Origin of the sequence: Pseudoalteromonas sp. SK18 (genome assembly GCF_001974855.1) — a bacterium.
In the GTDB taxonomy this organism is placed as follows: domain Bacteria; phylum Pseudomonadota; class Gammaproteobacteria; order Enterobacterales; family Alteromonadaceae; genus Pseudoalteromonas.
This window is the reverse complement of sequence record NZ_MTQB01000002.1, coordinates 257918-275070: the sequence shown is the minus strand read 5'-3', so window position 1 is coordinate 275070 and position 17153 is coordinate 257918. Positions and strand designations below refer to the sequence as shown.

At 39.6% G+C, this 17153-nt stretch carries 19 protein-coding genes; 11 read left to right on the top strand and 8 right to left on the bottom strand.

Features of this window, described 5'->3' with window-relative positions; all coding sequences use genetic code 11:
- Position 1 precedes the first annotated feature (1 nt).
- Both BW139_RS03100 and BW139_RS03095 read left to right on the top strand, forming a co-directional pair.
- Positions 2-331, top strand: a complete 330-nt coding sequence (locus BW139_RS03100) for a TusE/DsrC/DsvC family sulfur relay protein (RefSeq protein WP_076918638.1) — start codon at positions 2-4, stop codon at positions 329-331.
- Positions 331-996 carry a pseudouridine synthase gene (locus BW139_RS03095; protein ID WP_076918637.1) on the top strand — a complete coding sequence of 222 codons (666 nt, stop codon included), beginning with the start codon at positions 331-333 and terminating at the stop codon, positions 994-996. Before BW139_RS03100 ends, BW139_RS03095 begins: the two co-directional genes overlap by 1 nt.
- 279 nt (positions 997-1275) lie before the next feature.
- On the opposite strand, the gene BW139_RS03090 is transcribed toward BW139_RS03095, so the two are convergent.
- Entirely contained in the window at positions 1276-2550 is a 1275-nt protein-coding gene (locus BW139_RS03090; protein ID WP_076918636.1) for a diguanylate cyclase, read from the bottom strand.
- Between the two features lie 346 nt (positions 2551-2896).
- Here BW139_RS03090 and mnmA point away from each other — a divergent pair, with 346 nt between their 5' ends.
- The 5 genes from mnmA (at position 2897) to BW139_RS03065 (ending at position 7694) form a co-directional block, all read left to right on the top strand.
- On the top strand, positions 2897-3997 hold the full coding sequence (gene mnmA, locus BW139_RS03085; protein ID WP_076918635.1) for a tRNA 2-thiouridine(34) synthase MnmA: 1101 nt from the start codon (positions 2897-2899) through the stop codon (positions 3995-3997).
- Positions 3997-4599, top strand: coding sequence for a high frequency lysogenization protein HflD (gene hflD, locus BW139_RS03080; RefSeq protein ID WP_076918634.1), 603 nt, complete (start codon positions 3997-3999; stop codon positions 4597-4599). The genes mnmA and hflD overlap by 1 nt, the downstream gene beginning before the upstream one ends.
- 31 nt (positions 4600-4630) lie before the next feature.
- Positions 4631-6001: an adenylosuccinate lyase gene (gene purB, locus BW139_RS03075; protein ID WP_076918633.1), complete on the top strand. Its 1371-nt coding sequence runs from the start codon at positions 4631-4633 to the stop codon at positions 5999-6001.
- 82 nt (positions 6002-6083) lie between these two features.
- Positions 6084-7226 (top strand): cupin domain-containing protein, encoded by a 1143-nt coding sequence (locus tag BW139_RS03070; protein WP_076918632.1) that lies wholly within the window; start codon positions 6084-6086, stop codon positions 7224-7226.
- Positions 7227-7235: 9 nt separating this feature from the next.
- Entirely contained in the window at positions 7236-7694 is a 459-nt protein-coding gene (locus BW139_RS03065) for a GNAT family N-acetyltransferase (protein ID WP_076918631.1), read from the top strand.
- Between the two features lie 34 nt (positions 7695-7728).
- Here BW139_RS03065 and BW139_RS03060 read toward each other — a convergent pair whose 3' ends face one another.
- Positions 7729-8946 (bottom strand): pyridoxal phosphate-dependent aminotransferase, encoded by a 1218-nt coding sequence (locus tag BW139_RS03060; protein WP_076918630.1) that lies wholly within the window; start codon positions 8944-8946, stop codon positions 7729-7731.
- Between the two features lie 128 nt (positions 8947-9074).
- Complete coding sequence (locus BW139_RS03055; protein ID WP_076918629.1) at positions 9075-9419, bottom strand: Hpt domain-containing protein; 345 nt, start codon at positions 9417-9419, stop codon at positions 9075-9077.
- A 131-nt stretch (positions 9420-9550) separates the two neighbouring features.
- On the opposite strand from BW139_RS03055, the gene BW139_RS03050 reads away from it, so the two are divergent.
- Together BW139_RS03050 and BW139_RS03045 are read left to right on the top strand one after the other, a co-directional pair.
- Positions 9551-10144, top strand: coding sequence for a tRNA-uridine aminocarboxypropyltransferase (locus BW139_RS03050; protein WP_076918628.1), 594 nt, complete (start codon positions 9551-9553; stop codon positions 10142-10144).
- An 18-nt stretch (positions 10145-10162) separates the two neighbouring features.
- Positions 10163-10945, top strand: a complete 783-nt coding sequence (locus BW139_RS03045; RefSeq protein WP_008113600.1) for a CLCA_X family protein — start codon at positions 10163-10165, stop codon at positions 10943-10945.
- A 25-nt stretch (positions 10946-10970) separates the two neighbouring features.
- Here the strand turns inward: BW139_RS03045 and dcd are convergent, their stop codons facing one another.
- Entirely contained in the window at positions 10971-11555 is a 585-nt protein-coding gene (gene dcd / locus BW139_RS03040; protein ID WP_008113601.1) for a dCTP deaminase, read from the bottom strand.
- A 2-nt stretch (positions 11556-11557) separates the two neighbouring features.
- A complete protein-coding gene (gene apbC, locus BW139_RS03035; protein WP_076918627.1) occupies positions 11558-12634 on the bottom strand; it encodes an iron-sulfur cluster carrier protein ApbC in 1077 nt (358 codons plus the stop codon).
- Positions 12635-12811: 177 nt separating this feature from the next.
- On the opposite strand from apbC, the gene metG reads away from it, so the two are divergent.
- On the top strand, positions 12812-14836 hold the full coding sequence (gene metG, locus BW139_RS03030; RefSeq protein WP_076918695.1) for a methionine--tRNA ligase: 2025 nt from the start codon (positions 12812-12814) through the stop codon (positions 14834-14836).
- 56 nt (positions 14837-14892) lie between these two features.
- Here metG and BW139_RS03025 read toward each other — a convergent pair whose 3' ends face one another.
- Both BW139_RS03025 and BW139_RS03020 read right to left on the bottom strand, forming a co-directional pair.
- Positions 14893-15519, bottom strand: coding sequence for a hypothetical protein (locus BW139_RS03025; RefSeq protein WP_254844939.1), 627 nt, complete (start codon positions 15517-15519; stop codon positions 14893-14895).
- 218 nt (positions 15520-15737) lie between these two features.
- Positions 15738-15917 carry a hypothetical protein gene (locus BW139_RS03020; RefSeq protein WP_008113605.1) on the bottom strand — a complete coding sequence of 60 codons (180 nt, stop codon included), beginning with the start codon at positions 15915-15917 and terminating at the stop codon, positions 15738-15740.
- 136 nt (positions 15918-16053) lie between these two features.
- Between BW139_RS03020 and BW139_RS03015 the strand changes: the two genes are divergently transcribed.
- Positions 16054-16596 (top strand): DUF3365 domain-containing protein, encoded by a 543-nt coding sequence (locus BW139_RS03015; RefSeq protein ID WP_076918625.1) that lies wholly within the window; start codon positions 16054-16056, stop codon positions 16594-16596.
- A 14-nt stretch (positions 16597-16610) separates the two neighbouring features.
- Here the strand turns inward: BW139_RS03015 and BW139_RS03010 are convergent, their stop codons facing one another.
- Positions 16611-17132 (bottom strand): DUF2937 family protein, encoded by a 522-nt coding sequence (locus BW139_RS03010; RefSeq protein WP_076918624.1) that lies wholly within the window; start codon positions 17130-17132, stop codon positions 16611-16613.
- Between the last annotated feature and the right edge of the window lie 21 nt (positions 17133-17153).

Genomic DNA, 17153 nt, shown 5'->3' with positions numbered 1-17153 from the left:
CATGCTGGAATTTAATAATCAAACAATAGACACTGATAAGCAAGGTTACCTGCTAGATTATACTAAGTGGTCAAAAGAGTTAGCCAATGTTATTGCAGAACAAGAAAACATTACGTTAACTGAGCAACATTGGGAAGTTGTGAATTTTGTGCGCGCGTTTTATCTTGAATACAACACCAGCCCAGCCATTAGAATGTTAGTCAAAGCCATGGCTAAAGCACTTGGTGAAGATAAAGGCAACAGCATGTACTTATACAAGCTTTTTCCTAAAGGGCCGGCCAAACAAGCGACGAAAATAGCGGGTTTACCTAAACCTGCACGGTGTATTTAATGAAACACAAACCTGAACATTCGCCCTCTTCAAAGGGCAAACGCAATACAGGTCGTACTTATTCTCGAACTGGTATTAATAAAAGTACAGTAAAAAGGCCAATAAAGCCGCCAATAGCGCAAAGTGATAAAAAAGTCATTATATTTAATAAACCCTATGATGTGCTTTGTCAGTTTACTGACGATCAAAATAGACAAACATTAGCTGATTTTATTCCCATAAAGGATGTTTACGCAGCAGGTCGTTTAGATAGAGACAGCGAAGGCTTGTTGTTATTAACAAACTGCGGCAAGTTACAAAACACGCTCACAGCGCCTGGTAAAAAAACCAACAAAACTTATTGGGTTCAAGTCGAGGGGATCCCAACACAAGCATCTATTGATGCTTTAAATAAAGGTGTTGAACTCAAAGATGGCATCACCTTGCCCGCTAAGGTAACTTTAATGGATGAACCAACACTTTGGCCTCGCACACCGCCGGTACGAGAACGTAAATCAATACCAACCTCATGGTTGAGTATAACTATTAACGAAGGTAGAAACCGTCAAGTTAGACGAATGACAGCTCATGTTGGCCACCCTACTTTGCGTTTAATTCGCTACAGTATCGGTAAATACACGCTTGAGGGAATAAATAGCGGAGAATTCAAAGAAATTGATAATTAACCATCAACTTGCGTTGGGGTCTGTTGACCTTTCAAGGTTAAATTTTCAGCAGTCTGTTTGGTATTTAGGCAAGGCAGAGCCTATGAGGTGTGGTTATTCCCCATAAATAGGCGATAACGCAGCATCAATGCCAAACAAGCGCTGCCCGAAGGGTTCTGCCTAGGGGCGATTTACTCTTTGTTGCTCGGCTTTTACTTAGCCCACTAGGTCACAAACCTCGCGCCGCGATTAAACCGCCCCTAGTTTGAACAAATTTTAATCCGCAAAGGTCAACAGACCCTAATTATCTGTAGCTAAAGCAATACAATTTCTTCCTTGTTTTTTCGCGTAATAAAGTGCGCTGTCTGCTTGTTTAAAAAATTGCGCATGATCGCTATAGTGATCATGCTCTATGGTATTTATCCCCATACTGACAGACAATAGTCCTGTGAAGCTGTCTTTGTGGGGAATGGCCAATTTTTCAATCGACTTTTGTATTTGTTCCGCGATAAATAATGCTCCTTGCTTACCCGTTTTCGGTAACAGTACGACAAACTCTTCGCCTCCATATCGGGCTACAAAATCTTCAGGTCGACAGACAGTTTCAGCTAGTTTTTGCGCCACTTGAAATAAACATTTGTCTCCTTCGAGGTGACCATAACGGTCGTTATACTTTTTAAAATTATCAATATCTATAATGATCATCGACAGTTCAGCGTTGTCGCTTGATAGCTTGTCAAATTCAGACGTTAGTTTTTCATCAAAGCGCCGCCTGTTGGCTATTTTTGTAAGTGAGTCTAAAAATGCCATATCACTGAGTATTTCTTGGGTTTTTAAACGCTCAGTGGCATCATTGAATATAGCAATGAATTCCCCTTCAACACTGATACCAGAGACTTGCATCACAATTTCACTACCATCTTTGCAGGAAATTCTGTAATCATTAGCAGGAATATCATCATTATTTAGATTTGCTTGATCAAGTGACTTTTGCCATAACGTTTGTGCAAATGTTCTGTAATCTTTTTCAGGGTAGGCCAATTTCCACCATACATTGAGATTTGGAACATCTTGTAACGTATAACCAAATACATCAACAAACCGTTGGTTAACTTTTAAAATATCACCGGTTACCATACAAACATCACACACAGGTAAGGGTAAAATAGTAAATAACCGCGCATAGTGGCTTAACTCATGTTTACGCATAGGATGCTGGGTAGTGCTAATAACGTTGAAGTCTTGCTCTTTGTTTTCACTTTCAAACAATGCATTCATAGAAGCAACAAAATGCCACTCTACCCACCATTTTTCTAATTGGTTTAAAATTGCTTTTTGTGAAGATTTTAAAGAGCCTAATGAAGATTCTATAAGCCTAAACAGCTCAACAATCGGATTAGGTTCTTGGTAAAAATAGGGAACCGGCACAGTAATAATGTCATAAAATAATTTATAAGCTGATTCTTTTAATTGCTGTAGTGAATAATCGTCTTCAAAAGTGAGATCGGACACTGTTTTTTCAGACGCATCAAGCACAAACGACTTAACCAAATGTGATTGCGAGGCGTAGTTCATATATTCATTCCATTGATTATATTTTAGTTTATTTATGTATCTGTATACTACTTAAGATATGGTAGGTAATCTAAAATGTAAAGTTTTGTTAATGAAGAATATTGCTGCGCAATTAAACACGACAAAAACAACTTACAAAGTATGAGGCCGCTAATAAAAACCACCCCTTTATATTAGTCAAAAAACGAGTTAATTAAACACCAATCTATTTATTGCTCGCCATTGAGTGTAAAAAGTTACAACAAAATCTATTCAATCCCCCATCCTCTCTTTAAGCACCTGCAAAATACATGCTATAATCGCGGCCTTTCCTAGTTAACAGTAATCTGTATAAGCGAAATTATTCATGAGCGAAAATAGTCACATTAAAGTCATCGTTGGCATGTCCGGTGGTGTTGATTCTTCTGTATCTGCCTACTTGTTAAAACAGCAAGGGTATCAGGTCGAAGGCCTGTTTATGAAAAACTGGGAAGAAGATGACAATGATGAATATTGTGCCGCTGCTGAAGATTTAAAAGATGCACAAGCTGTATGTGATAAGTTAGGCATTGAACTTCATACCGTAAATTTTGCTGCTGAATACTGGGATAATGTATTCGAATACTTTTTAGCGGAATACAAAGCGGGTCGCACACCCAACCCAGATATCATGTGTAATAAAGAAATAAAATTTAAAGCGTTTTTAGAGTTTGCTGCGCAAGCGCTTGGTGCTGATTTTATTGCAACTGGGCATTATGTGCGCCGTGAGCTACGTGGTGATAAATATGTAATGTGCCGTGGTCTAGACGATAACAAAGATCAAAGCTACTTTTTATACACATTAAGCCATGAACATATTGCGCAAACACTATTTCCTGTGGGAGATATTGCCAAACCAGAAGTACGCCGTATTGCTGAAGAACAAGATTTAATTACCCATGATAAAAAAGACAGCACCGGTATTTGCTTTATTGGCGAGCGTAAATTCAAAGATTTCCTACAAAAATTTCTACCTGCACAACCAGGGGTAATTGAAGACACCGACGGTAACAATGTAGGTGAACATGAAGGTTTGATGTATCACACCCTTGGTCAGCGTAAAGGTTTATTAATTGGTGGTATGAAAGAAGGTTCTGGCGAACCATGGTATGTGGTAGATAAAGATTTAGAGCGTAATGTTCTTGTTGTTGGTCAAGGTAAAGATCACCCTCGCCTATATAGTAACGGCCTTAATGCTAACCAATTACACTGGGTAGATCGTATTGGCCCGCAAGGCACCACTCGCTGCACCGTTAAAACTCGCTACCGTCAAGAAGACTTGAGCTGTACATTGCTCGTTGGCGAAGATGGCATGGCACGCGTGTTGTTTGATGAACCGCAAAAAGCCGTTACCCCAGGACAATCCGCCGTATTTTACGCTGATGAAGTCTGCTTAGGTGGTGGCATTATTGATTCGGTGATTAAGTAATGAATCAACATCAAGTCATGGCACTTGCTGCCATGTGTCAAGTAGCTAAACAAGTACAAAAGGTTGCTCAATACGGTCGTTGTGATGAGCACGATTTTTCGACGTTGTTATCAAGTATTGTGCAAACCTCACCCGCCTCCCCTGAGGATGTATACCAAGGCACACAAAATTTGCGTGATGGCTATAAAACATTAATGGCACAACTGAGTGCCGGTGCTCAAAAAGATGTTGAAATAGTTAAATACGTGGGGGGCTTGATGCAGTTAGAACGAGCCCTTAGCGCCAACAGTAAAAGTCTCAATGAATTAGGTAAACGTATTGATGATATTCATCGTCGTTTAGATCATTTTGCTATTACCGATGACAATGTTGTTGCCGGTTTAGCAGATATATACTCGTCGGTGCTAAGCCCCCTTGGGCACCGAATCCAGGTTTATGGTAAACCCGAGTTATTAAAACAGCAACTCACTCAAAACAAAATCCGTGCGTTACTTTTAGCCGGTATTCGTAGTGCAGTGTTATGGCGACAAATGGGCGGCAAACGTCGTCATTTCTTTTTTGCAAAAAGAAAAATTCTCGCCATTGCTAAAACAAAAATTTAATTATCGTTCAAACTAAAATTTAGGAGTTATTATGGAGCTTTCAGCGTTAACGGCTATCTCTCCGGTTGATGGTCGCTACGGCAGCAAAACCACTGAACTACGCAGTATTTTTAGCGAATTTGGGTTAATCAAATACCGTGTAACCGTTGAAGTGCGTTGGTTGCAAGCGTTAGCTGCAGCAAGCGATATAACAGAAGTCCCAGCTTTAAGCGAGCAAGCAAACGGACTATTAAATGCTATCGTCGATAACTTCTGTGAAGCCGATGCGCAGCGTGTTAAAGACATTGAACGCACTACTAACCATGATGTAAAAGCTGTTGAATATCTACTAAAAGAAAAAGTAGCTGATAACGCTGAATTACATGCCATTAATGAATTTATTCACTTTGCATGTACCTCTGAAGATATCAACAATTTATCTCACGGTTTAATGTTAAGTGAAGCCCGTAACAATGTTATTTTACCTTATTGCGATGAGCTATTAAGCGCAATTAAAGAAAAAGCTATTGAATACAAAGCCATTCCAATGATGACACGTACGCATGGGCAACCTGCTACCCCATCAACAATGGGTAAAGAGTTTGCAAACGTATACATGCGTTTAAAGCGTCAACGTGACCAAATTGCACAAGTAGAAATGTTAGGCAAAGTAAATGGTGCTGTAGGTAACTACAATGCTCACCTAAGTGCTTACCCTGATTACGACTGGCATACTCACGCAGATAAATTTGTAACTAGCCTAGGTTTAACACTTAACCCGTTTACTACACAAATTGAACCGCATGACTATATTGCAGAGCTATTTGATGCAATTGCGCGTTTTAATACTATATTGCTAGATTTTGACCGCGACATGTGGGGCTACATTGCGCTTAATCACTTTAAGCAAAAAACCATTGCCGGTGAAATTGGCTCATCAACTATGCCTCATAAAGTGAACCCAATTGATTTCGAAAACTCAGAAGGTAACTTAGGCTTAGCCAATGCTATCTTTGGTCATTTAGCACAAAAACTACCGGTTTCTCGCTGGCAACGTGATTTAACTGACTCAACTGTATTACGTAATTTAGGTGTTGGTATGGGTTATGCTGTTATTGCATACCAATCAACACTTAAAGGTGTAAGCAAGCTAGAAGTTAACGAACAACGTTTAGCTGATGAGCTTGATCAAAATTGGGAGCTACTAGCAGAGCCAATTCAAACGGTAATGCGTAAATATGGTATTGAAAAGCCATATGAAAAGCTTAAAGATTTAACCCGTGGTAAACGTGTAAATAAAGAAATAATGGCTGATTTTATTGATGGTTTAGAATTACCAGACGCCGCAAAAGCAGAAATGAAAAAGCTAACACCTGCCAACTACATTGGTCGTGCTGTTGAGTTTATTGATGATTTAATTTAATAAATCAATACGACTAATAAAAAGCGAAAGGTCTCTGCCTTTCGCTTTTTTGTCATTTGGCTCTTAACGTTATAGGCATTCTATGTATCAATTAAAAATAAATGAATTATCTGAGCAAGCGTTTTTAAATCAATACTGGCAAAAAAAGCCACTATTAATCAAAGGAGGTTTTAGTGACTTTAAAGACCCTCTTGATGCCAATGAACTGGCAGGTCTTGCCATGGAAGACAGCATAGAATCGCGTATTATTACCAACCATAATCAGCAATGGCAATCCCACCAAGGACCATTTGAAGATTTTGAAATACTCACCGATGAGCATGCTACTTTATTAGTGCAAGCAGTCGATCATTGGCATCCAGAAGCAGCCCAATTACTTGAGCCATTTCGATTTATTCCTAACTGGCGAATAGATGATTTGATGATTAGCTACTCAACCCCTGGCGGCGGTGTTGGCCCACACTTGGACCAATATGATGTATTTATTATTCAAGGAGAAGGCAAACGCCATTGGCGTGTAGGCTTACCTGATGCCTCTTTAAAGCAATTTGCTCAAAATAAAAGCTTACTACAAGTTGAAGCTTTCACTGCAGTGATTGATTGCGTTTTAGAGCCAGGTGACATTTTGTACATACCACCAGGTTGCCCTCATGAAGGCTATGCAATTGAAAATGCTTTAAATTACTCAGTCGGATTTAGAGCTCCTAACCAACAAGATCTCCTGTCTAGTTTTGCAGATCATATTATTGACACAGAGAGTGGCCAAAAACGGTATACGGATCATACCCTCACTCTTCGAGATTCAAAAGGTGAGCTTACACAAAGCGAAGTCGATAAAGTCAAAACATTAATGCAGGCTTTAATAGAAAACGACAGCTTATTTAAAAATTGGTTAGGAAACACTTTAAGTCAACCTAAGCACGATATGGATTTAGCGCCCGAAGAAACGCCGTTTAGTTCCGCTGAAATTATGCAACAACTTGAAAGTGATATGACATTTGAACGTCTTGGTGGCACGCGCGCAATTTACCAGTGTATGGAGAGTGAGCTGCTTTTAAGTGTTAATGGCGAAAACTACCCTTTACCGTTATCTGATTTAAAGGCTGTAAAACAGCTAACTGATTTTATTGAATTTGATACCAACACGTTAAATTCAACCACACCTAGCCTAGATTTTATCGAAACTTTTACTACACTGGTTAATGAGGGTATTTGGTTTAGCTAGGAGGAGGTCATGGTTTATACTGTTGACAAAGTTGATTGGCAAAGTGAAAAAGATCAACTTCAACAAATAAGAGAGCGCGTTTTTGTTTACGAATTACATATTCCAAAGAATATTGAATTTGATAACTTAGATGCGCTCGCTCAACATATTCTGGTTACCGATAATATGCACTCACCTGTTGCCACAGGTCGATTATGTAATGATGGTTTAATAGGAAGAATTGCCGTACTACCGCAGCATCGCAATCGCAACGTTTATAAATCACTGCTTAATTTCATTGTAAAGCTAGCCACAGAGCAAGGTATTGAGGCTGTTAGTATTAACTGTATTTTAAATGAAGTAGAACGATTCAAAAATAACGGGTTTACAGTGCAAGGACACGTTTTTATGGAGGCTGGCATTCCAAGGCAGCGGATGGAATGCCCTGTTACATGCTTTAAAACACGGCCGTTTACTTTAGTGCATTAACTAAAAAACGAGCCAATTGGCTCGTTTTTTTACTTTATTCTTGTCGATAATCTTTGAAAAACCGCTGCATTTTCATCATCGCACTGCTCAAGTCATCTTTATTAGGTAAAAACACTAATCTAAAATGATCTGGATCTGGCCAGTTGAATGCACGTCCATGGACTAATAATATTTTTTCTGCCTTTAACAAATCAAACATCATTTGTTCATCATTTTTAATATTAAACAGTTTAGTATCAACTTTAGGAAATGCATACAGCGCCCCTTTTGGCTTTTTACAGCTGATCCCCTCAATGGCGTTTAATCCACGCCAAGCAATATCTCGCTGCTCGTATAAGCGACCACCTGGGTCAATTAAACTGTCAATGGATTGTACTCCACCCAATGCTTGCTGAATGGCATATTGAGCAGGGACGTTCGCGCACAGGCGCATTGAAGCAAGAATATCTAAGCCTTTTATTAAATCAGTCATTAACGCTGTACGACCGCTTAACACCATCCAACCCATTCTAAGACCAGCGGCGCGATATGTCTTAGCTAAGCCGTTAAACGTAATAACAGGAATATCGTCACACAATGCTCCAATAGAAGTGTGGGTAACGCCGTCGTATAGAATTTTCTCGTATATTTCATCGCTTAACAGTAAAAGCTTGTGCTCTCGGGCAATACTTATCAACTCTTCAAGCAAAGCGTCACTGTACACAGCGCCAGTAGGATTGTTAGGGTTTATTAACACCAATGCTTTGGTTTTTGACGTGATTTTACTTTTTATATCATCAATGTCAGGAAACCAGTCTTGCTCTTCATCACATAAATAGTGAACAGGGTTACCGCCTGCTAGCTTGACCGACGCAGTCCAAAGCGGATAATCGGGCGCAGGAATTAATACTTCGTCGTCATTATTTAGCAACGCTTGAGTGACCATTTGAATCAGCTCACTTACACCATTACCAATGTAAATATTATCAACGTCTAAGTTGTGTAAACCACGTTGTTGATAATGCTGATAAATAGCAACACGCGCAGAGTAAAGCCCTTTAGAATCACAATAGCCTTGAGCAGAATATAAATTACGGATAATGTCGCGGTGCATATCTTCTGGCATATCAAAACCAAATGCCGCGGGGTTACCAATATTGAGCTTAAGTACTTTTTGGCCCTCGTCTTCCATTTTTTTAGCTTGTACTAAAACGGGACCACGGATGTCATAACAGACGCCGTCTAATTTATGACTCTTTTTTATTTCTGACATTGTTACCTCTAAAGAGCAAGTTAGTCTTAAGACTAACTCAGTAAAGCCGTGAATTACTAGGGAAATTAAGCGCTTAAAACTGAAAAAAATTCACGTTAACACTTTATTTTGTTACTCATTAAATGGGGTTATCGTTGAGCTTGCCACGCGTTTAATTTTTCTTGCGAACCAGTCACTTGCGCCATTAAATTATTTGCTGCGTCTGCAGCCTGCTCATCGTTGCCATTATTTAAATTATATTCAATTAAACGTGCCACTTCGGCTAAACTTGCCGCCCCAAATTGGGCAGCATTTGATTTAAGACTATGAGAATGGCGAATGGCGGCCTCTTTATCTTGACCGAGCGCTGCGATAGTTTCGTTTCCTAAGCGCTCGAACTCTGAACAACAAAATTCCAACGTATCTGGAAACTGTTCACCTAATAGCGACTCCATACTTTCTAATGCGGATTCGTCGATACTGATCTCTGTCATATTAATGCCCTTTAATGCGGTCCTGCGATTTCTCTTTCATCTCTTACTCTATATCTAAGCACAAAAAAAACCAACTTTATTAATGCAAAAATGTATAATTACGCTAAATGTATTAATCAAATGGTTAGCTTATGGCACGTGCTCTTTGTGAACGCTGTAATTTTTCGCTAAGCACCTGTATTTGCAACGCAATAACCTGTGTTGATAACCAAACTCAGGTTATTGTTTTACAGCATCCCAGTGAAGCAAAAGTGAGCAAAAATACAGCTCAGTTATTGGCATTAAGTTTAACGCGATGCAAAATAATTAAAGGCGAAAATAATCAAGATTTCGCTTGCTTGCAAAAGCTACCAATCAGCTCGACCGTGTTACTCTACCCAAACGAGGATGCAATTGAGTTAGATGTAGCCAATAACAGTAAAAACGTACAACCGCTTACGCATTTAATAGTGATCGATGGAACATGGAATAAAGCCTTTAAAATCTTGCAATTAAATCCGCTATTACAACAGTTTAAAACAGTAAGCTTTCGCCATATTCCTACAAACCGCTATGCTATTCGTAAAGCCCCAAGGGCAGACAGTTTATCAACCCTAGAGGCCGTAGCGCATAGTTTATCGCTTATTGAAGCCCTAAACCCGGCACCCTTATATGGTTTGTTAGATGAATTAATAACCAAACAAACCCAACATATGCCCGCTCACGTAAAAGCACGTTACCTGTAATTAAAAATGAAATTACCAATGCGTAATACCCCTTCTCGATTAAAGCGCGGATTTTCACGCCAAGGCCCTGACTATCGTTTTGACGACCAAGTTGATTTTAGCGATATTAGAACGACTTTTGGTTTTCGTTCAATGGTCGTTGGTAAGTGGGTGACTAAAGAAGAGCGCTTTATTAGTGCCAATTTAATTTATGATGCGCTAGCTGATTTAGCGCAAATTTTACATTTACCACCAACGGCAATTGGCCTTCGCGGTAAACTTAACTTTGCCTTTGGCCATGGCGGACAAAAAGGTGTGCAAGCACACTATAATGCTTATGACCAAACTCTCGCACTGGCAAAAAACGCAGGCGGCGGTGCTTTAGCCCATGAGTGGTTTCATGCATTCGATCATCATATTAGTGAGCATTTATTTAAATCAAAAACCCGCTTTGGTTTCGCCTCTAAGTTATGGCTGTCAAACTCTCCTGATTTGAGCCATCCACTTAATGATGCACTTAATCAATTTTATAAGCAGGTATTTTTAGCGCAAAACGGTGAAGATGCGAATGAATTTGTCCAACGCTGTATCGCGTTTGATAAGGCACACAAGCAGCAATACATGAGTATGCCAGAGGAGCTTGCAGCTCGCTGTTTTGAAGCCTGTATAAATCAGCATCAAACAATAAAAAATAGCTTTTTGGTCAGTGGATTAAACAGTAATAATTTAATTTACCCTGAGCTTAGCCAAACGTTAAAAGCCAATGAAGCACTTAACCAATATTTTCAATTATTAGGTTACGCGCTTCATCAACAAGCATAGTAATCGTTTCTAAAAATCAGAATTACTATTTATCATCACTGATACGACTTGCCACCGCGCTATTTTGATCTTTATATTTTGCATCAACACGAGTGTTATATGGGTTTTCACATGGGCCGGTGAGCGTTTCAAAGCTCATTGCGCCAATCTTCATCATGGGTCTTAGCGCCAGTGGCAATTTACCCGAGTTATAAAACTCTAGGACAATATTACCACTCCAACCTGGATCGATTCGGTGAGCGGTGACATGCACCATTAAACCTAAACGTGCCAGCGATGAACGTCCATCTAACCAGCCAACAATATCAGCAGGTAACGTTACTTTTTCATAGGTTATTGCTAATGCAAGCTCGCCGGGGTGTAAAAAGAATGCTTCGCCATCGTCTAATACAATTTCGTCGCTCATGATTGACTCTAACGCTTTATTAAGCTGAACTTTTGGTCCACTTAAGTCAACGTAAGCAGCATTATGAGCATGAAAAGTTCTAAACTTATTACCCAAACGAAGATCCGCAGTCACCCCTGAAATCATTTCACTGGTTGGCGCTGGCTCAATAACAATACGCCCATCGTTTAAATATTCTTTTATATGTGTATCTGAAAGTCTCATTTTTAATCTTCCGTAATCACAACTTCAATTGTGTTGTGATGTTGTTGATAATAAAGCGTACTGGCGATCAGCCGTGCGGCTGCACTGTAGGTTTCACTTATAGCAGCACTTGCATCATTGGCAATCAATTTACCTTGTTCAGAGGATTCTCTGATATTAATCGCAAGCGGAATATGCGAAAGCACAGGAACACCATGCTTCATGGCTAATTTTTGTGCGCCATCTTTACCGAATACATGATTAGCTTCGCCGCAATGTCCGCAAATGTAATGGCTCATATTTTCAATCAAACCAAGCACTGGCACGTTTACTTTATTAAACATAGCAATGCCTTTTTGCGCATCTGCCAGCGCTAAATCTTGTGGCGTAGTAACAATTACAGTGCCACTGGCAGGGACTTTTTGGCTCATGGTTAATTGAATATCGCCAGTGCCTGGGGGCATATCGACGATTAAGTAATCAAGCTCACCCCAATCGGTTTCATTTAATAGCTGACTAAGCGCGCCTGAGGCCATAGGACCGCGCCATACGGTAGCATCGTCGCTAGGCACTAAAAAGCCAATAGATTGCGCTTTAATGCCGTTAGCATTAAATGGTTGTAATTGCTTGTTGTCTTTAGTGACAGGCTCACTGCCTACCAAACCTAACAACATAGGTATAGAAGGACCATAAATGTCAGCATCTAAAATGCCGACTTTAGCGCCCTCATTTTTAAGCGAACCTGCAATGTTAACAGCCGTGGTTGACTTACCCACTCCGCCTTTACCTGAGGCCACTAAAATAATGTGCTTTATGGCTTTAAATTTTGCAGCCTCTTTAAGTGTCACCACCGCGCTTACATTTACTTCGGTTTTAAGTCGCTCGGTTAAAAATTTAGCAACATGTGGCATTTCAGATTGTGCTGCAAACGGAAGAGTGAGTTTAACAATAATTGATTTATCGGTGTTTTGAGTAATATCAGCGATAAAATCTTGCTCAATACCCACAGCGAAAGCGGCACTTCGATAGGCCGCTAAAGCAGAAATAATCGGTTGTTTTTGCACCGATTTAGCAGAGAATAGTTTCGACAGTCCAAACATAGCAATAAAATAGCGTTTCTTTGATGAAAAGTGCCACGGAATTATGTAACATTCAGGGCATTAACACCAGTCAATTAGTAAATATCCATAAGCAGTGTACTCTGTTACTACCGCGCTTATCGATAATGTAATAATTTTCATCTGTTCCTGACTAGGAACGCTTAATTCGGAATGATTATGGCACAGCGAAAGATCCTGATTACTAGCGCATTACCTTATGCCAATGGCCCTACCCATTTAGGGCATTTATTAGAGTATATTCAAACTGATATTTGGTCGCGTTTTCAAAAACTACAAGGCCACGAAGCATACTATGTGTGCGCCGATGATGCTCATGGCACACCTATTATGCTTAATGCGCAAAAGCAAGGGATCACGCCAGAGGAAATGGTTAAAAATGTTAGCATAGAACGCCAACGCGATTTTGCTGATTTTAATATCAAATTTGATAACTACCACAGCACTCACAGCCAAGAAAATAAAGAATTTAGTGAGCTTATTTATAACCGCCTTAATGATGCCGGTCATATTAAAAAGCACACTATTTCCCAGTTATTCGATCCAGAAAAAGGCATTTTTCTGCCAGACCGCTTTGTTACTGGCACCTGCCCTACCTGTAAATCAGAAGATCAAAACGGTGATAGCTGTGATGCCTGTGGCGCAACCTATAGCCCAACAGAGCTAATCAACCCACGCTCTGTTATGTCGGGTGCTGAGCCTATTTTAAAAGATTCTGAGCATTACTTTTTTGACTTACCCGCCTTTGAAAGCATGCTTAAAGAATGGCTACACTCAGGCACAATCCAGCAAGAAATGGCGAATAAGCTAGATGAGTGGTTTGCCGATGGTCTTCAGCAATGGGATATTAGCCGTGATGCACCTTATTTTGGTTTTGAAATCCCAAATGCTCCAGGTAAATATTTTTACGTATGGCTAGATGCGCCTATTGGTTATATGGCGAGCTTTAAAAACTTATGTGACAAACAAGACATCGACTTTGATGCGTTTTGGCAAGAAGGGTCTGACGCTGAGCTTTATCATTTCATTGGTAAAGACATCATCTATTTCCACAGCCTGTTTTGGCCTGCGATGTTAGAAGGCGCTCAATTTAGAAAGCCTACTAACGTATTTGCCCATGGATTTGTTACGGTTAATGGCGCAAAAATGTCTAAATCAAAAGGCACGTTTATTAAAGCGCGTACTTATTTAGATAACCTAGACCCAGAATTTTTACGTTATTACTACGCAGCTAAACTAAACAGTGGCATCACCGATTTAGACTTAAACCTTGAAGATTTTGCACAGCGTGTAAATTCAGACTTAGTGGGTAAAGTAGTTAATATTGCGAGCCGTTGTGCTGGCTTTATTACTAAAAAGTTTGACGGTAAGTTAAGCGACACGATTATGGAACCACAGCTACTAGCGGAATTCCAAAACGCCTCAGCCACTATCACTGAACATTACGAAAATCGTGAATACAGTCGCGCAATCCGTGAGATTATGGCCCTTGCTGATAAAGCAAATCAATTTATTGATAATGCTGCGCCTTGGGTGCTTATTAAAGACGAGTCTAAGCAAGAAGAAGCGCATCAGGTATGTTCATTAGGACTTAACTTATTCCGCGTACTGATCACTTACTTAAAGCCTGTACTGCCTGGTATGGCCACAAATGTTGAAGCCTTCTTAAATGATGAGCTTACATGGCAAGGTGTGCAAACTGCACTAATAAGCCACCCTATCAATAAATTTAAGCCGTTAATGCAACGTGTTGAAATGGACAAAGTGAATAAAATGGTTGAAGAATCAAAAGAAAGCTTAATCGCTGAAAAAGACAAAATCGATCCTAATAGCCCACTGGCAAAAGAGCCTATTGCAGCTGAGATTGAATTTGATGACTTTGCAAAAGTAGATTTACGCGTTGCTAAAATAGCTAAAGCAGAGCACGTAGAAGGCGCTGACAAATTGCTTAAGTTAACTCTTGATTTAGGCGGCGAAACACGCCAAGTATTTGCAGGTATTAAATCAGCCTACGCACCAGAAGACATCGAAGGAAAGCTAACTGTGATGGTCGCTAACCTTAAACCGCGTAAAATGCGCTTTGGAATGTCTGAAGGTATGGTACTTGCTGCAGGCCCTGGCGGTAAAGAAATATACATTCTTAACCCAGACGATGGTTCAGAGCCTGGTATGCGAGTAATGTAAGCACTGTGCTTGTTTAAAAAGCCGCTAAATATTTAGCGGCTTTTTTATTGTTGACGTTATTTAGCTAAGGCGACTACTTTTGCCAAATGAATCACTAAGCATTGGGAGCTAATATATATAAACCAGTTTATATAGCGCACCTGAGGATAAAAACCTTGCCCTTGGTTACCATAAATCCAAAAAGCACCAATAATGGCATCAGCCAATGCAGCAAGTAAAAGCCCTAAGCTCACCCACATTATTGGTTTAGGTGCATAAAAACCACCATAAACAACAACCAACATCAGACCCATAAGTCCCACCGCAGTTACCACAACACTATAAAAACCAGTCATGGCTAAAATTGGTATACCAGCTCCATCAAGATACATAGAGGCGAGTGACATAAGACTTATCAACAATACCGCAACTATGAAACAGGTGCTTTTTAGTCGCGATATTGCTTGTTGCCTTTTATAGGCTAACACACAGGCTAAAAATAAAAGGCTGTAGCCAGGTGCAAACAATAAAATTGAATCAACTAAATAGTCATGCTTTATTAACGTTGCATAGCGGTGATAATGTTGGGATAGGTTAAAGTTAATCACATCCCCAACTGTACACAACATTAAAGCTGCGCTACAAAGAAGTGCTATAAAGCGTAACTGCCTATCTTTAAACTGGTAAAATACCCAAGTAGTCATTGCCACACTATTAAACATCAGTAAGCACAGCGAGCTCACTGTTAATAGCAATAAAATTTCTTTTTTGTCAGGTGTAATTAGCCCTACCAACAGCACAACTAAAGCACATAGCCAAGCAATAAAAGAAATGATCTGATGAGGGTGTTTTATAGATAACGAATTGATTGCACTAGCCAAGGTTTAAAATTAATAAACTTAATTTAGCAAATTATTATCGCTTAGGGTTTATTTTTATTATGCGCAGTTTGCATTTCTTTTTGTGTTTTTAGCCGACATTGTGCTAACTGCTCAAGTCGAATAGCTTTAATTGCCGCCAAAGGATCATCCACACTGAGTCCACCAGCATCATAGGTGTTTTGTTGATCTATCACTTTATTGTCATCTTGTTTAGTATGCATATTATTCTCACTTGGAACTGTTTATCGATTTTAGGCGCGCTACATCAAATAAAAAAGTGCTGAAACACTTTACGATTTAGTTGAAAAACACCTGTTCCTCTGTATATTAGAGATTACTAATATTGAGGAGTGTATTATGCGCATTTTTTTACTTTTTTCCAGTTTATTTATTTCATCCGCTGCTTTTGCTAGCAATACCGGCGAGGCACGACAAACCATCAAGGCATTTTCAACTGATTTAAAACAGGTACTCGTTAGTACTATGAAGCAAAGCGGCCCACTCGCGGCAATAAGTGTATGCAATACAGCAGCACCCGCTATTGCTTCACAACACAGCAACAGTCCTTGGCAAATTAGCCGCAGTGCTTTAAAAACTCGTAACTCAGATAATCAACCCGATGCATGGCTCAAAAATGTTTTATTAAACTTTGAACAACGTAAGCTCAATGGCGAGCCGGTAGCAAGCATAGAATATCAAGAGCAAAGACCGGATGGCTGGTATTTTGTAAAAGCGATCCCTACTCAAAAAGCGTGTTTGGCATGTCATGGCAGTGACATTGCCCCCGCAGTTTCTAAAAAAATAGCGACTTTATACCCTAATGATCAGGCAAATGATTTTAAATTGGGTGACATTCGTGGCGCATTTGTTGTTAAGAAAGCCATTGAAAATCACCAATGATAATCCGTTGACGATCAACTATTGAATTTTACCGCATCGGATGCAATACGTTTTTTACGCCTAACGTATAGAGTATGTGGCAGCATAAGTAATTGATTTAATAAAATAGCTAATACCAATGCAAACAACACTGCACTCGCGGTTAAAGGAATACCTAACTTAAAGTTATCAAGTGTATTTTGTAATCTGTCAAAGCGCTCTGGGGAGAACATATACAGCATTTTTTGCACTAAATTACCTTGTTCAAAAATAGCCATCCCTTTTTTTAAATCAGCAAATTGCAGTAATGTTTGTTGTTTTTGCTTTGCATCGGCTCTGACACTCGGTTCAGTGTTTGCTAAATGACGCTTTATCATTGCTTGTGTACTAGAAAAATTATATTGCTTTGCTGTATTTGCATAGCCATCAACTTGCCACTTGGTCGCATGATACAAGCCCGCTAAATGTTGTTGGTAATGATCACTCAGCTGCGGTAGTTGCAATGAAACAATAAAAGCGCAAGCAAATATTAATTTATCGAACAGGTTAACGATCATAATAATCCCTTGTGCTGCGTT

Coding starts and splice junctions, on each gene's coding strand:
- BW139_RS03060 (WP_076918630.1), bottom strand. CDS start 8,946: ATGTCAGAAATAAAAAAGAGTCATAAATTAGACGGCGTCTGTTATGAC.
- BW139_RS03010 (WP_076918624.1), bottom strand. CDS start 17,132: ATGATCGTTAACCTGTTCGATAAATTAATATTTGCTTGCGCTTTTATT.
- dcd (WP_008113601.1), bottom strand. CDS start 11,555: ATGAGACTTTCAGATACACATATAAAAGAATATTTAAACGATGGGCGT.
- BW139_RS03065 (WP_076918631.1), top strand. CDS start 7,236: ATGGTTTATACTGTTGACAAAGTTGATTGGCAAAGTGAAAAAGATCAA.
- BW139_RS03015 (WP_076918625.1), top strand. CDS start 16,054: ATGCGCATTTTTTTACTTTTTTCCAGTTTATTTATTTCATCCGCTGCT.
- BW139_RS03050 (WP_076918628.1), top strand. CDS start 9,551: ATGGCACGTGCTCTTTGTGAACGCTGTAATTTTTCGCTAAGCACCTGT.
- BW139_RS03045 (WP_008113600.1), top strand. CDS start 10,163: ATGCGTAATACCCCTTCTCGATTAAAGCGCGGATTTTCACGCCAAGGC.
- BW139_RS03100 (WP_076918638.1), top strand. CDS start 2: ATGCTGGAATTTAATAATCAAACAATAGACACTGATAAGCAAGGTTAC.
- mnmA (WP_076918635.1), top strand. CDS start 2,897: ATGAGCGAAAATAGTCACATTAAAGTCATCGTTGGCATGTCCGGTGGT.
- BW139_RS03070 (WP_076918632.1), top strand. CDS start 6,084: ATGTATCAATTAAAAATAAATGAATTATCTGAGCAAGCGTTTTTAAAT.
- metG (WP_076918695.1), top strand. CDS start 12,812: ATGGCACAGCGAAAGATCCTGATTACTAGCGCATTACCTTATGCCAAT.
- apbC (WP_076918627.1), bottom strand. CDS start 12,634: ATGTTTGGACTGTCGAAACTATTCTCTGCTAAATCGGTGCAAAAACAA.
- hflD (WP_076918634.1), top strand. CDS start 3,997: ATGAATCAACATCAAGTCATGGCACTTGCTGCCATGTGTCAAGTAGCT.
- BW139_RS03055 (WP_076918629.1), bottom strand. CDS start 9,419: ATGACAGAGATCAGTATCGACGAATCCGCATTAGAAAGTATGGAGTCG.
- BW139_RS03090 (WP_076918636.1), bottom strand. CDS start 2,550: ATGAACTACGCCTCGCAATCACATTTGGTTAAGTCGTTTGTGCTTGAT.
- BW139_RS03095 (WP_076918637.1), top strand. CDS start 331: ATGAAACACAAACCTGAACATTCGCCCTCTTCAAAGGGCAAACGCAAT.
- BW139_RS03025 (WP_254844939.1), bottom strand. CDS start 15,519: ATGACTACTTGGGTATTTTACCAGTTTAAAGATAGGCAGTTACGCTTT.
- purB (WP_076918633.1), top strand. CDS start 4,631: ATGGAGCTTTCAGCGTTAACGGCTATCTCTCCGGTTGATGGTCGCTAC.
- BW139_RS03020 (WP_008113605.1), bottom strand. CDS start 15,917: ATGCATACTAAACAAGATGACAATAAAGTGATAGATCAACAAAACACC.